We start from the raw sequence: 13111 nt of genomic DNA on the forward strand, positions 1-13111 counted from the left end.
AAACTGCATGTAATTTTTCGTCTATCGTATATTTAGTCAAAAAAACTGCACCTCCAATTGTTAGATGTTGTCTAACAATTGGGGTGCAGTTCAATTCGTTCGGATCTTTTTGTTTTTCAAAATTATCGGGGATAATCCATGTTTTTCCTGGCATATGACTGTAGTCATCATTTTTTTACATCTCCTTAATTCGACAAAATACTCACCAAGTTATTCCTATACTGATAGTTGAATTAGTATTTAAGAGGTGATAGACGTGAAGAAGAGTAATCTTGATGTACAGTGGCTGTTACTTATAATGGAGGCAAAAGAGATAGGTCTGACTCCAAAGGAAATCAGATGCTTTCTTAACTCCAACTCAAATAACAAGGATTTTATACAACTAAAAAAGCAAAATTGAATGATGACACTTCATTTCCATTTGAAAAAGCGCCCATTTTTAGGCATAACTTTAGACCCTTCCAAGTATATATATGTTAAAGACAAGCTTGGGAGGATGGAAAATTGAAACGGCTACTGCTTTTTATCTCATTTTGTTTCACTTTATTTATCATTTATTTCGATCTGACGACGGGTACCCTGCCGACTCCCCATCCACCGGCCTCTTCAGGTGAAACGGCTGTCCCGGCAAGTAAGCCGCAATCCGCCCCAACTGCTGATTACAAAGAAATCGTCATGAAACCCGGGGATACCTTACTCTCCATCGTTGAAACGGAAAAAAGCGGATCAAATCAGGAAATTGAAACAATTATATCTGACTTTCAAAGTTTGAATGAAGGTTTAAAGCCAGAAAATATGCAGATTGGCAAAACATATAAGATTCCTGTTTATAAATAGTTTCCAAATGGGAGGGGCGCTTTTCCAAGAATCATCAAGATAGGTTTCTAAGCATCGATTATATCCAGGAATAGGGAATCATTCTTGTTGAAAAAAGATAAAACATCCTATTTCCTTGTCAAGAGGTAAGTACATTGATACAATATTTCAGAGAAGTAAATTAAAAATCAAAACTGATTTTTTCCTAAAGGAGAGAATTCCACTTGAGTGAAATCATACATCGCACCAAGACGCGGCCAATTAAAGTCGGAAACTTAACGATTGGCGGCAATAATGAAGTTATTGTACAAAGCATGACAACTACCAAAACACATGATGTTGAAGCAACTGTTGCAGAGATCCTTCGTCTTGAAGAAGCGGGATGTCAAATCGTACGTGTCGCATGTCCGGATGAAAGAGCTGCTGAAGCAATCCCTGAAATAAAAAAACGGATTAATATCCCTCTTGTAGTCGATATTCATTTCGATTATAAACTGGCACTAAAGGCAATTGAAGGTGGAGCGGATAAAATCAGGATAAATCCTGGTAATATTGGACGTCGTGAAAAGGTAGAAGCAGTTGTTAAAGCTGCGAAAGAAAAAGGAATCCCTATCCGTATCGGGGTCAATGCCGGTTCTCTTGAGAAGAAGATCCTTGATAAATACGGATACCCAACTGCCGATGGCATGGTTGAAAGTGCCTTACACCATATCAAGATCCTGGAAGATCACGATTTTCATGACATCATTGTTTCCATGAAGGCTTCTGATGTGAATTTAGCCATCGAAGCGTATGAAAAAGCTTCAAAAGCATTCGATTATCCTTTACATCTGGGGATTACGGAATCAGGTACTCTGTTCTCCGGCACCGTAAAAAGTGCTGCCGGACTTGGTGCCATCCTAAGCCAAGGAATCGGAAGTACAATGCGTGTTTCCTTAAGTGCTGACCCTGTCGAAGAGGTGAAAGTGGCAAGAGAGCTTCTAAAAGTATTTGGACTTGCTTCTAACATGGCCACTTTAATTTCCTGCCCAACGTGCGGTCGAATCGAGATTGATTTAATCTCCATCGCAAATGAGGTTGAAGAGTACATTCAGACAATTAAAGCACCAATCAAGGTTTCTGTGCTTGGTTGTGCGGTAAATGGGCCTGGAGAAGCTCGTGAGGCTGATATCGGCATAGCAGGAGCTCGTGGCGAAGGGTTATTGTTTAGAAAAGGGCAAATTGTACGTAAAGTGCCTGAAGAGACGATGGTCGAGGAACTGAAAAAGGAAATCGATAAGATTGCTGAAGAGTACTATGAAAAACAAAGAACGGAAGCTGCTGCTGCAGCTTTACTAAATAAATAAAACAAAAAAATCCCGAGAACATTATCGGGATTTTTTTGTTGTTTTCCATCATAGAAAAACCTTTTGATGTCATTTGGGAGAATGACATCAAAAGGCCTCATAAAGCTTAAAAGAACGGCAGGATGAATATGCCAACAATGATGGAGACTGCACCAATGACGATGGCCCATGTACCCATGTGCGACCCTCGGCTTCGTGCAAATATCCCTACAATGATCCCAACAATCCCTAAGATGAAGGGCATCATGAATAACGATACAATGGAGATGATCAAAGCTATGACACCAATGGCTCTACCTCTTGATGCCACATCCCCAGAATCAACAGCCCCTACTGTCTCATCATCCTTATATCTCCTGTTTTGCAGAGGTGGCGAGATTTCAGCAGACGTTTCTTCATGATACCGGTTATCCATCTGTGTAACCGTTTCACGATTATCGAAACGTCTATCATCAGCAGGTGTACCTTCATTATAATACCTCTCATGATGCTCATCATCCACAATGGATGGGTCACTGCCCTCTTTAGTCAATCGCATCTCATCGTCAATACTGGAGTATTGATCTTTTTCCATTCTTGCATCCCTCACTTTCGTTTGTAGGAGCATTTATAGTGTATGTAAATCCGCGGGAATCCACCGTGAAAATGGTTTCATATCTTGGAAATAAATACGTGTTTTTACCATAGCTATGATTGTATATGTTACACTATTACAAGTACCTGAAAATGAGGAGAGATTCATCATGAAAAAACGTTTTGGCATTGATATTGACGGGACTGTTACAAGACCGGATTCCATGGTCCCTTTTTTAAATAAAGCTTTTCAGCTGAATTTAGCTTATGAAGATATTACAGAGTATGACTTATTCCCATTCGTGAATGTTCCAAAGGAAGATTTCACTAACTGGTTCATTGAGACCGAGCCGCTCATTTATACCGAATCTTTGATGGCTGAAGGAGCGAAAGTTGTACTGGAAAAATGGACAGAACAAGCAGACCTCTATTTCATCAGTGCCAGAAGCAATCGTTTATTAGATGTAACGAAAAATTGGTTCGCGACGAATCAGGTCCTGTATGACCATATAGAGCTTGTTGGTTCACACGATAAAGTGGCTGCAGCCAAGAAGTTTGCTGTCGATCTCTTTTTAGAGGACAAGCATGATAATGCAGTCGCCATTTCGGAAGAGTGTAATATACCAGTAATTTTATTTAATACCCCTTATAACCAAGATCCGGTGCCCAAAAAGGTTATCCGGGTCAACAATTGGCAAGAGGCATCTATTTGGGTGAATAATTGGATGTCCGGAAAACCAGTACCTATAAAATGATAAAAGAAAAAACCATTGACAAAGGGTCAATGGTTTTTATACTTCTACAGAAACGCTACATGCGGGACAGCGTCCGTAAATTTCGAATTTATGCCCTGAAACATCGTAGTCCTTCAAACTTTCCTGAAGCTCCTGCATCGGGCACAATTCGATTTCTTTCGTTTTTCCACAACTCAAACAGATGAAGTGGTGATGGTGGGAAGAATGGCCGCATGTAAAACGAAAATGCTTCTCCCCCTCCAACTCGGTCGTTTCAAAAATCCCTAGTTCTACAAACAAGGAAAGATTCCGGTAAATCGTATCGAAGCTCAATCCGGGATAGTCCTGTTTCATATTCTCCAATACGTCTTTTGCCGTTAAATATTTATCGCTGGAAGAGAAAAGCTGAAGCATTTCCTCCCTCTTTCCTGTATGTTTAAAACCTTTATCTTTTAGTAATTGCATGGCAGTAGTTACGTTCAAAAAACATCACCCCATCTATCGATTTTTCCACTTATCAAACAAAATTGACAAGATGAGAATTAGCACAGCGATTATTACAATGGTCCCACCTGGAGCGAGATCGAGGTTGTATGATAAAAATAATCCCCCTATGACGGACACTTCGCCGAATAATACCGCTAGAGCGATCATCTGCTTAAAGCCCTTCGCAAAGCGGAGGCTTGCTGCTACCGGCAGCGTCATGAGCGAAGAGACCAGTAATATTCCAATGATTTTCATTGAAGCCGCAATAACCAATGCAACCATGACAATAAAAATAAAATGAATCGCTTTATAAGGTATTCCGGACGCTTTCGCATGCTCTTCATCAAATGATAACAAAAATAATTCTTTATACAATAGGGTTAGTGTCAAGGCAACGACTACCCCCACTGCCAATATAACATATAAGTCCGCCCGGCTGACTGCACTGACACTTCCGAATAAATAACTATATAAATCCGAATTGAAACCATCTGCAATGGAAATGAAAATGACACTAAGACCCATTCCGCCGGACATTATAATCGGGATTGCAAGCTCTTGGTAATGCTTGTACACCCCTCTTAATTTTTCAATGAATAATGACCCACCTACCGAAAAAGCCATCCCTATATAAAGCGGATTCAATCCAGCAAGTGAAAGAAAGCTCTTCTGAAGCAATAAACTAAACGCTATACCTGCAAGCGCTACATGACTAAGCGCATCGGAAATCATCGACATCCGCCTTACCACGACAAAAACGCCCACCAATGGCGCAATCGCTCCGATGATGATTCCGGTCAAGAATGCGTTCTGCAAAAATTCAAATTGCAATATCCCCGATATCATTGGGCTATCCTCCAAAACATTTTAATGATCATGATTTAATAATTGGACGTCATGTCCGTATATGGACGAGAGCTCGCCTTCATTCAATTCATTATATTCACAGGCATCCCCGTGAAAATGAAGCTTTTTATTTAAGCAAGCGACATGTGTGACTTTATCGGTCACAGTACCAACATCATGGGTAACTAAAATCAGGGTTATTCCTAATTTTTTATTCAACATTTCAAGCATTTCATAAAATTGGTGGACGTTCTTTGAATCAACACCGACTGTAGGCTCATCCAAGATCATCAATTCCGGCTCGCTGACAAGTGAACGAGCAATGAATACCCTCTGCTGCTGCCCTCCGGACAATTCACCAATATTTCGGTTCTGATATTCAAGCATGTCCACGGACTCCAAAGCCTTTATGACCTTTTGCCTATCCTCTTTGCTTGCAAACTTAAATAATCCAATTTTTTTGGTCATACCGCTTTGAACCACCTCAAATACAGTGGCAGGGAATCCTGAGTTGAAGGAGTTCGCCTTTTGGGAAACGAATCCGACCTTTTGCCAATCTTTAAAGCGCCTTATATCTTCCCCGAAAATCTCAATTTTTCCTTTTTGGAGCTTGAACAGACCAAGCAGCAACTTCAAAAGTGTCGACTTTCCGGATCCATTCGGCCCGACGATAGCTAAGAATGCCCCTTTAGGGATTTCAAGCGAAACATGTTCCAGCACTAGATCTTTTGTATATTTGTAAGATATATCTTCTAATTTAACTATGGGGTTTACTGCATTATCCAAAGAGATCACCTATTTTTTAAGAATCATTACGATTAACATTCGTTAGTATAAATCAAACAAGACCAGATGTAAAGAATCCTGACCTCAAAAACAAGTGCTCATAAGCATTGATCTGCTAAAATCGGCAGCAAAATCAAATTTGCGCAATTCAAAACAAAGTTAATGTTCACATACGTCGACCTCCTTCATATGTTTTAAAAAAGGAGGAGATCGTTTGAAATTATTTGAAATGATGGTCAATCATAAAATCAACAAAATACGCCCTGATGAGCTGCTTTCCCTTGCAAAGCAGCATGGAGTTGCACTCACACAACAACAAGCACAGGATATTACTGCCCTTCTAGCAGGTAAAAATATTAACATTTTTGATATACGTCAAAGACAAAATGTTCTAGGTCAAATCACAAAAGTTGCTGGAGCAAGTACAGCCAGGGAAATAGAAACACTCTTTAACAACCTTACATCCAATTTTTAAAGAATTTGAAAGACATACTTTTTACCATAAAATGAAAGGACGATTCATCCTTATCTCGATGAATCGTCCCTTTCTATGATTATTGCTGGTTCATGATCTTTTCCAGTACATCTTCTTCGAATTGATTGTTCTTGAACATATCAATTTCAAATTTATAAGGTGCCTTTTTATCTTTCTTGTCTTCCCCAACATAAGGTGTTTCCAGTATTTTTGAAACAGTGCTTAACTGTGGATGATGGACAATATCATTCAACGCTTTAAAACCAATATGACCAAATCCAATGTTTTCATGGCGGTCTTTACGCATGCCGCGTTCGTTTTTGCTATCATTAACATGTAGGACCTTGATGCGATCCACACCGATCAATTTATCAAATTCATTGAGAACACCATCAAAATCTTCGATGATATTATAACCAGCATCGTGAGTATGGCAAGTATCGAAGCATACCGATAATTTTTCATTATGGGTCACACCATCAATAATCATGGCCAACTCCTCGAAAGACCTGCCACATTCGGTACCTTTACCTGCCATCGTTTCAAGGGCAATCTGGACTTTATCGTCAGCAGTCAACACTTCATTCAAACCTTCGATGATTCTCTTGATTCCCAGTTCACTGCCTGCACCAACATGTGCACCTGGATGAAGTACGATCTGCCTTGCACCAAGCGCTTCTGTCCGATCGATTTCGCTTCGTAAGAAGTTGACTCCTAGTTCGTATGTGGCTGGATTCGTTGTATTTGCTATGTTGATGATATACGGGGCATGGACTACGATATCACTAATTCCATTTTCCTCCATATGCAATAATCCAGCTTCGATATTTAGATCTTCGATTTTTTTACGTCTTGTATTTTGTGGGGCTCCCGTATAGATCATGAATGTGTTGGAGCCATATGAAACCGCTTCTTGACTCGCAGCAAGAAGCATATTTTTCCCGCTCATTGAAACATGCGATCCAATCTTCAGCATCTGATTACTCCCTTATTTCTTTCTCTGTATACGACGTTCGCGTTTTTTAAAGTTTTCCACATCGCGTTGGATTTTTTTCTTGTAACCTGGCTTGACTTTAGTTGGCTTCTTAACATGCCTGGTCGCTTTAACATCAATATCAGATTTTTGTTTTTTACGGTTTTTTCGTTTATTACGTTCGTCTATATCAACCCAATCACCGTTTTGGATATCCGCATCACGGAATTCGATGCCCATTTTTTCAAGGCGGTTCAAAGAGTCTTCATCGGAAGTATTATAAATTGTAGCGGCAATGCCTGAATATCCTGCACGAGCCGTTCTTCCCGTCCTATGAATGTAAAAATCAAGGTCTGAAGGCAATTCATAGTTAATGATATGACTAACGCCTTCAATATCGATTCCACGGGAAGCCAAATCTGTCGCTACGATGAATTGATACTCCAAATCATTGATTTGCTTCATCATTTTTTTACGTTCACGAGGCGTTAAATCCCCATGAATACGACCGACATTCAACCCTTTTTCAATCAAGGAATTAGCCACATGATCCGCCATTTTTTTGGTGTTCGTGAAAATAATCGCTAAATATGGATTATAACGAACGATGATATCATGAAGTAACTGCTCTTTGTTCCGATGGCGAAGCGGTACCAAAACATGTTCAATTTTAGCGGCAGTCGCCTGCTTGGGATTCACTTGAACATATTTCGGATTTTCCATATATTTATTCAAAAACGGCTTTAATTTTTCCGGAATGGTTGCCGAGAAGACAAGCATTTGAATTTTTTCAGCCATACGTGATGCAAATAAATCGACATCTTCAAGGAATCCCATGTCTAGCATAAGGTCCGCTTCATCGACAACAAGCATTTTTGCTGTATACACCTGAAGCGCTTGAGCCTCAACCAAATCCTTGATTCGGCCTGGCGTTCCAATTACCAGTTGTGGCTGTGTCTTCAACTTATCGATCATACGCTGTTTATCCGTACCACCGATATAACAACGGACAGAAATCTGCTCATCTTCAGGAAAATGGTCAGCAATTTTCAAAGCTTCTTTATAGATTTGGTTCGCTAACTCACGGGTTGGTGCGGAAATAATCGCTTGAACTTCATTTTTACCAGCATCAAGCTTGTTCATAATCGGCAGCAAATAGGAATGTGTCTTTCCTGTACCTGTCTGCGACTGTCCAATTAAGCTACTTCCCTTTAAAAGCGACGGAAGCACACGTTCTTGAATTTCCGTCGGCTTATCGAACCCTAAAGTACGAACCGCATCTAGAATGTAGCTTTTCAAATTAAATCGTTCAAATTGGTTTTGTTTCATCAAAAAACTCCTTTATCCTTGTCAGTCATTAGACATGTCCTACTATTATAATAAATTTTATACAAAAAGCGCAAGCACCTTGGTCGTGCTGAAACTGGATTATACAAAAAGCGCAAGCACCTTGGTCAGCTCGTGAAGAAAATAGGGATTGACCCTTAAGGCGCTTTTTGCCTTAGGTGGTCCATCATCTTTTTCACAGCGAGCTTAAGCGCTAAGGCTAGTTCTCTTAAAATGGACTTCTGCAAACGAAAAGCCCCTGTCCTGGTCATAGCGTATCCCCCGCAGACATGGAGCTAAAAGACTTACCGTAACCATCTTACCTTCTTTCCGGTCACTTCACAACAGCGCAGTCACTCTTTGCTCAAACCTTTTTTGTCGAGCTGCATAATTTATATAGAAGAATAACACCAGCATATAAAATCAGAGGAGGTGAAACCAATGTTCCCAAATAGAAGTCATCAACCCGGACCCGGTTTTCAGCCACCCAATGGTCGAAGGATGCAGCACCCGCAAGCTCCATTCAGGCAGCCGCAGCAAAACCCCCACTCTTTTCAGCAGATGAGGCGGCCGATGGCACAAGGTAGACCCCCGGGACCACAGGGACCTCAAGGTTTCCGAGGCCCGTTCAACCAGCAGCAGCGTCAGGAATTTCCACCTGCAAAGAAAGAGGGGCTGTTGTCGAAGATACTCGGTAAGTCGAAACAAAATCCAGATTCTCGCAACTTGTTTGCACCTGCCGCTTCCCCTAACAAAAGTTCTTCAAGAAGCAGCGGAGGGGGGATTTTAGAAACACTAAAAAATCCGGATTCTCTAAACAATATGCTTACCAACACGCAAAAAGTGTTGCAGGCAGCCGAACAATTCACTCCCATGGTGGAACAATACGGACCTGTGATTAAAAATTTGCCGTCGATGTGGAAAGTTTTCCAGAGTATATCATCATCTGATGCTAGCGAAAATTCGGAAGCATCCGTTGATAGCGAGCCTAATGTAGAGGCACAAAACAATCATGAGGTAAAGCCTGAGTCGAATGAACAAGAAAAAGCTATGAAAGCTAACCCCACAGCTCAAGTTCGTACCAATACGAAAAGGCAAAGGTCATCCGGTCCCAAACTATATATTTAAAGATCAAAAAAATTTTTACCAGTTAATGATTTTAGGCAAATAGGATGTTTTGTAATATCATCTATGGTCTTATATAATAGAAAGGTATAAATAGTGAGAGTTTCTTGCCTTTGAAGGAGGACACATAGATGAAAGTGATTAAAATTTCCCCGCGCGGCTATTGTTATGGCGTTGTCGATGCCATGGTCATCGCCCGAAATGCGGCTTTAGATAAAACCTTGCCACGCCCTATTTACATTTTAGGGATGATTGTGCACAACAAACATGTGACCGATGCGTTTGAAGATGAAGGCATCATCACGTTGGACGGAAGCAACCGCAACGATATCATCGAACAAGTGGACAGCGGAACCGTCATCTTTACGGCTCATGGCGTCTCTCCTGAGATTAGGAAGATCGCTGCAGAAAAAGGGCTAGTCACCCTCGATGCAACGTGTCCCGATGTTACTGCAACTCATGACCTAATTCGGGAAAAAGAAGCGGAAGGCTTTCAAATCATTTATATTGGTAAAAAAGGCCATCCGGAACCAGAGGGTGCAGTCGGAGTAGCTCCCGATGTCGTTCACCTGGTTCAAAAGGATGAAGATGTTGAAGCTTTGACCCTGAATAGTGATAAGATCATCGTCACAAATCAAACAACGATGAGCCAATGGGATGTTTTGGATATCATGGATAAGGTCAAGGAAAAATTCCCACATGCAGAAGTCCATAAGGAAATTTGTTTAGCGACACAGGTACGTCAGGAAGCGGTTGCCAAGCAAGCTGGCGAAGCTGATGTTTTAATTGTTGTCGGTGATCCAAAGAGTAATAATTCAAACCGCCTTGCACAGGTATCCGAAGAAATAGCGAGCACGAAAGCTTATCGCATCGCTGACATTTCCGAGCTTAACCTTGAATGGCTAAAAGATGCAGAAACGGTTGCGGTTACGTCCGGGGCTTCTACACCAACACCAATCACAAAAGAAGTTATCACATTTCTAGAACAGTATGATCCAAATGTTGAATTGACCTGGAATACCGAAAAGAAAACGCCATTGAATAAAATTCTACCTAAGATTAAAGTGAAAAAATGAATGCACATACAAAAAGGGCAACCGCTTTGGCTGCCCTTTTTTGTGCTATCAAATAAATCGGAAAGGGTCCGTATTTAACTGGGATGGGATGAATTCCACATCGAAGTTCTTATCGCGGCACTTTTCTTCAAGGATTCGCGCCACGCCTTTTTTCATCACTTTTTCAACATTGTGCCCTGGATCCACAATATTCAAACCAATCATCATCGCGTCATGGGCCGTATGGTAATACATATCACCAGTAACATATACATCCGCGCCCTTGAATTTTGCAGTCGTGAAGTATTTGTTTCCATCTCCGCCCAGCACAGCCACTTTTTTTATCGGGCTTTGCAAATCACCAACGACACGTACCTTTTCAACATCAAGTGTCTGTTTCACATGTTCGCAAAATTGTTCAAGGGTCATTTCTTCAGCAAGCACACCAATCTTTCCTAATCCAAGTGACTCCCCTTTATTCTCCAGTTTATATATATCATAAGCGACTTCCTCATACGGATGGGCTTTAATCATCGCAGAAAGGACTTTCTTCTCAATATTTTCGGGGAATATCGTTTCAACCCGCATTTCAGTAACGGATTCAAGATTTCCTCTGGAGCCAATCACCGGTTCACTGCCTTCGCCTGGCAAGAAGCGTCCTGTGCCTTCCCCCGAAAACGAACAATGGCTGTAATTTCCGATTGCTCCTGCCCCTGCGCTACCAAGGGCTTCCCTCACTTTTTGTTCATCGGCCTTTGGAACAAATACGACCAATTTCTTTAGAGCTGCTTCGTAAGTTGGAATCAATACTTCTGTATCCTGTAATTGAAGCGCTTCGGCAAGTAGATCATTTACTCCGCCCTTCGCGACATCTAAATTGGTATGTGCAGCATAGACAGCGATATCATGTTTGATCAGCTTTTCGATGATACGGCCTCCGGCAACCATTGTATCGATTCTTTTCAATGGTCGATAAATAAGCGGATGATGGGCAATGATTAATTCCGCCCCAAGTTCTATCGCTTCGTCTACAACTTCTTCCAATACATCAAGGGCAATCAAGACTTTAGTAACTGGCTTATTCAGTTGTCCTACATGTAGCCCGATTGGGTCTCCCTCCATTGCATATTGCTTAGGAGAGAATTGTTCAAACATTTCAATGATTTGCTGGCCATTTAGTGTTTTCAACCTCTAAGCACCTCCTCAATTACTGAAATTTGGGATTTTAATTCATTGCGCTTTGTTTCCAACCCGCCTCGTCCGCTTTCATCCAGTTGTTCGATGATTCTTTCCAAATGTTTTTTCTCAAGCTGCCATTTTTTAATGAAAGTGTCACTGAATTGCTCCATTAAATATGGACCGAACATAAGGCCAGTTTGCATATTTGCACGATAAGGGCGAAGTGGAGCCCCTTTTTCAGCAATTAAGATTTCGTAGATCTTCTCATCTTCCTCAAGAACTTCTTCTCCACAAAGTTCCCAGCCGTTATCGATTAACCAACTACGAACATTCGCTGCACCAACATTTGGCTGAAGGATTAGCCTTTCTGCCTTGCCGAGCTTTCCTTTTCCACTTTCCAGGATACTTGATATTAAAGTCCCTCCCATGCCACAAATCGTAATGCACGTCGCTTCATCAGGATTCAATACTTCAAGTCCATCTCCTTTACGGACCTCTATCTTGCCCTCTAGTCCCGTTATCGCCACTTGCCTGCGGGCTGACTGATAAGGACCTTCTACAACCTCGCCTGCTATGGCATGGTCACACAGGCCATTATTCACCGCATAGCATGGCAAGTAAGCATGGTCGGAACCTATATCTGCAAGGATGCTTCCTTTTTGTATATGTATGGCAACATGTTCTAATCTCTTCGATAGTTTTTCATGGTTCATATTTATCAACTCTCTTATTTCAAATAATGTCTTCCTTTTAATTAGTTTCCCATTCGATTATAACAAGTTCAATCGAAAAATTACAGAAAGGAGAAATATGCTCTCCCTATCACTATACAAAAGGAAACTTCCATCTGGAACCTTTCCTTTTCCGAATAAAAGAAAAACTGACTCAAAAGCTCGCCTTCCAACGATTACTTGAGTCAGTTTTCATCATTATTTCAGTCCATGAATATATTCTGCCATGGCGTCAATGTTTTGTTCTTCGACTAAGCCAGATGGCATGGCGCCTCGTCCATTCGTGATCACGTTTTTAACCTCGTCCACCGACAGTCGATCGCCAACTCCCTTCAGAGCTGGTCCGACACCGCCTTGATAGGCGTTACCGTGACAGGAGATACAGTTTTGCTTATAGATGTCCTCAGGTGAAGCAGAGGCACTTTCCGTTTCCTCTGTTTTTCCGCCACCCTCTTTTTCCTTAGCAAGATCCTTGGCATCACCCAAACCTTTAAACGAAAGTAAAAACATAAGTCCAATACCAAAAACCATGATAATAATAAAAGGCATTACTGGATTTCGATTCATAGAATTTCCTCCCCTATGTAGAACCTAAACTTACCATATTTAATATTATATACAAACAGCTATATATTATTTTACTTGAAAAGAGTTTCAAGT

Annotated in this window: 16 protein-coding genes; 7 read left to right on the forward strand and 9 right to left on the reverse strand. The window is 41.1% G+C overall.

Annotated elements, in window-relative coordinates; all coding sequences use genetic code 11:
• The first annotated feature begins 256 nt into the window (after positions 1-256).
• The 3 genes from ACFWE9_RS22515 to ispG all read left to right on the forward strand — a co-directional run bounded on the left by ACFWE9_RS22515 (position 257) and on the right by ispG (position 2162).
• Positions 257-400, forward strand: coding sequence for an anti-repressor SinI family protein (locus tag ACFWE9_RS22515; protein ID WP_377358902.1), 144 nt, complete (start codon positions 257-259; stop codon positions 398-400).
• 104 nt (positions 401-504) lie between these two features.
• On the forward strand, positions 505-837 hold the full coding sequence (locus ACFWE9_RS22520; protein ID WP_230155322.1) for a LysM peptidoglycan-binding domain-containing protein: 333 nt from the start codon (positions 505-507) through the stop codon (positions 835-837).
• Positions 838-1049: 212 nt separating this feature from the next.
• Positions 1050-2162: a flavodoxin-dependent (E)-4-hydroxy-3-methylbut-2-enyl-diphosphate synthase gene (gene ispG, locus ACFWE9_RS22525; protein ID WP_230155393.1), complete on the forward strand. Its 1113-nt coding sequence runs from the start codon at positions 1050-1052 to the stop codon at positions 2160-2162.
• A gap of 106 nt (positions 2163-2268) precedes the next feature.
• Here the strand turns inward: ispG and ACFWE9_RS22530 are convergent, their stop codons facing one another.
• On the reverse strand, positions 2269-2736 hold the full coding sequence (locus ACFWE9_RS22530) for a DUF4190 domain-containing protein (RefSeq protein ID WP_377358904.1): 468 nt from the start codon (positions 2734-2736) through the stop codon (positions 2269-2271).
• A 169-nt stretch (positions 2737-2905) separates the two neighbouring features.
• On the opposite strand from ACFWE9_RS22530, the gene ACFWE9_RS22535 reads away from it, so the two are divergent.
• Positions 2906-3490 (forward strand): 5' nucleotidase, NT5C type, encoded by a 585-nt coding sequence (locus ACFWE9_RS22535; protein WP_230155320.1) that lies wholly within the window; start codon positions 2906-2908, stop codon positions 3488-3490.
• A gap of 36 nt (positions 3491-3526) precedes the next feature.
• Here the strand turns inward: ACFWE9_RS22535 and ACFWE9_RS22540 are convergent, their stop codons facing one another.
• The 3 genes from ACFWE9_RS22540 to ACFWE9_RS22550 are packed head-to-tail and all read right to left on the reverse strand — an operon-like array spanning position 3527 to position 5587.
• The gene (locus ACFWE9_RS22540; protein WP_230155319.1) at positions 3527-3952 is read right to left on the reverse strand and encodes a Fur family transcriptional regulator; all 426 of its coding nucleotides are present in this window, start codon (positions 3950-3952) and stop codon (positions 3527-3529) included.
• Positions 3953-3967: 15 nt separating this feature from the next.
• Positions 3968-4801, reverse strand: a complete 834-nt coding sequence (locus ACFWE9_RS22545; protein ID WP_230155318.1) for a metal ABC transporter permease — start codon at positions 4799-4801, stop codon at positions 3968-3970.
• 21 nt (positions 4802-4822) lie between these two features.
• Complete coding sequence (locus ACFWE9_RS22550; protein WP_230155317.1) at positions 4823-5587, reverse strand: metal ABC transporter ATP-binding protein; 765 nt, start codon at positions 5585-5587, stop codon at positions 4823-4825.
• 214 nt (positions 5588-5801) lie between these two features.
• Here ACFWE9_RS22550 and ACFWE9_RS22555 point away from each other — a divergent pair, with 214 nt between their 5' ends.
• Entirely contained in the window at positions 5802-6062 is a 261-nt protein-coding gene (locus ACFWE9_RS22555; protein WP_230155315.1) for a DUF2624 family protein, read from the forward strand.
• A gap of 79 nt (positions 6063-6141) precedes the next feature.
• Here ACFWE9_RS22555 and ACFWE9_RS22560 read toward each other — a convergent pair whose 3' ends face one another.
• A complete protein-coding gene (locus ACFWE9_RS22560) occupies positions 6142-7038 on the reverse strand; it encodes a deoxyribonuclease IV (protein WP_230155313.1) in 897 nt (298 codons plus the stop codon).
• A gap of 12 nt (positions 7039-7050) precedes the next feature.
• Entirely contained in the window at positions 7051-8364 is a 1314-nt protein-coding gene (locus tag ACFWE9_RS22565) for a DEAD/DEAH box helicase (RefSeq protein WP_230155311.1), read from the reverse strand.
• Positions 8365-8802: 438 nt separating this feature from the next.
• Here ACFWE9_RS22565 and ACFWE9_RS22570 point away from each other — a divergent pair, with 438 nt between their 5' ends.
• Both ACFWE9_RS22570 and ACFWE9_RS22575 read left to right on the forward strand, forming a co-directional pair.
• Positions 8803-9489, forward strand: coding sequence for a YqfQ family protein (locus ACFWE9_RS22570; protein WP_230155310.1), 687 nt, complete (start codon positions 8803-8805; stop codon positions 9487-9489).
• Positions 9490-9617: 128 nt separating this feature from the next.
• A complete protein-coding gene (locus ACFWE9_RS22575; RefSeq protein ID WP_230155308.1) occupies positions 9618-10562 on the forward strand; it encodes a 4-hydroxy-3-methylbut-2-enyl diphosphate reductase in 945 nt (314 codons plus the stop codon).
• Between the two features lie 48 nt (positions 10563-10610).
• Here the strand turns inward: ACFWE9_RS22575 and ACFWE9_RS22580 are convergent, their stop codons facing one another.
• The 3 genes from ACFWE9_RS22580 to cccA all read right to left on the reverse strand — a co-directional run bounded on the left by ACFWE9_RS22580 (position 10611) and on the right by cccA (position 13018).
• The gene (locus ACFWE9_RS22580; RefSeq protein WP_290370509.1) at positions 10611-11729 is read right to left on the reverse strand and encodes a Nif3-like dinuclear metal center hexameric protein; all 1119 of its coding nucleotides are present in this window, start codon (positions 11727-11729) and stop codon (positions 10611-10613) included.
• A complete protein-coding gene (locus tag ACFWE9_RS22585) occupies positions 11726-12433 on the reverse strand; it encodes a tRNA (adenine(22)-N(1))-methyltransferase (protein ID WP_230155306.1) in 708 nt (235 codons plus the stop codon). The genes ACFWE9_RS22580 and ACFWE9_RS22585 overlap by 4 nt, the downstream gene beginning before the upstream one ends.
• 216 nt (positions 12434-12649) lie before the next feature.
• A complete protein-coding gene (gene cccA, locus ACFWE9_RS22590; protein ID WP_230155304.1) occupies positions 12650-13018 on the reverse strand; it encodes a cytochrome c550 in 369 nt (122 codons plus the stop codon).
• Positions 13019-13111: the final 93 nt, after the last annotated feature.

Source organism: Peribacillus sp. NPDC060253 (assembly GCF_042727425.1).
Lineage (GTDB): Bacteria > Bacillota > Bacilli > Bacillales > DSM-1321 > Peribacillus.

Excerpts from the sequence above, each read along its gene's own strand:
- ACFWE9_RS22530 (WP_377358904.1), bottom strand. The coding sequence starts at position 2,736 with ATGGAAAAAGATCAATACTCCAGTATTGACGATGAGATGCGATTGACT.
- ACFWE9_RS22535 (WP_230155320.1), top strand. The coding sequence starts at position 2,906 with ATGAAAAAACGTTTTGGCATTGATATTGACGGGACTGTTACAAGACCG.
- ACFWE9_RS22545 (WP_230155318.1), bottom strand. The coding sequence starts at position 4,801 with ATGATATCGGGGATATTGCAATTTGAATTTTTGCAGAACGCATTCTTG.
- ACFWE9_RS22560 (WP_230155313.1), bottom strand. The coding sequence starts at position 7,038 with ATGCTGAAGATTGGATCGCATGTTTCAATGAGCGGGAAAAATATGCTT.
- ACFWE9_RS22565 (WP_230155311.1), bottom strand. The coding sequence starts at position 8,364 with ATGAAACAAAACCAATTTGAACGATTTAATTTGAAAAGCTACATTCTA.
- ACFWE9_RS22570 (WP_230155310.1), top strand. The coding sequence starts at position 8,803 with ATGTTCCCAAATAGAAGTCATCAACCCGGACCCGGTTTTCAGCCACCC.
- ACFWE9_RS22575 (WP_230155308.1), top strand. The coding sequence starts at position 9,618 with ATGAAAGTGATTAAAATTTCCCCGCGCGGCTATTGTTATGGCGTTGTC.
- ACFWE9_RS22585 (WP_230155306.1), bottom strand. The coding sequence starts at position 12,433 with ATGAACCATGAAAAACTATCGAAGAGATTAGAACATGTTGCCATACAT.
- cccA (WP_230155304.1), bottom strand. The coding sequence starts at position 13,018 with ATGAATCGAAATCCAGTAATGCCTTTTATTATTATCATGGTTTTTGGT.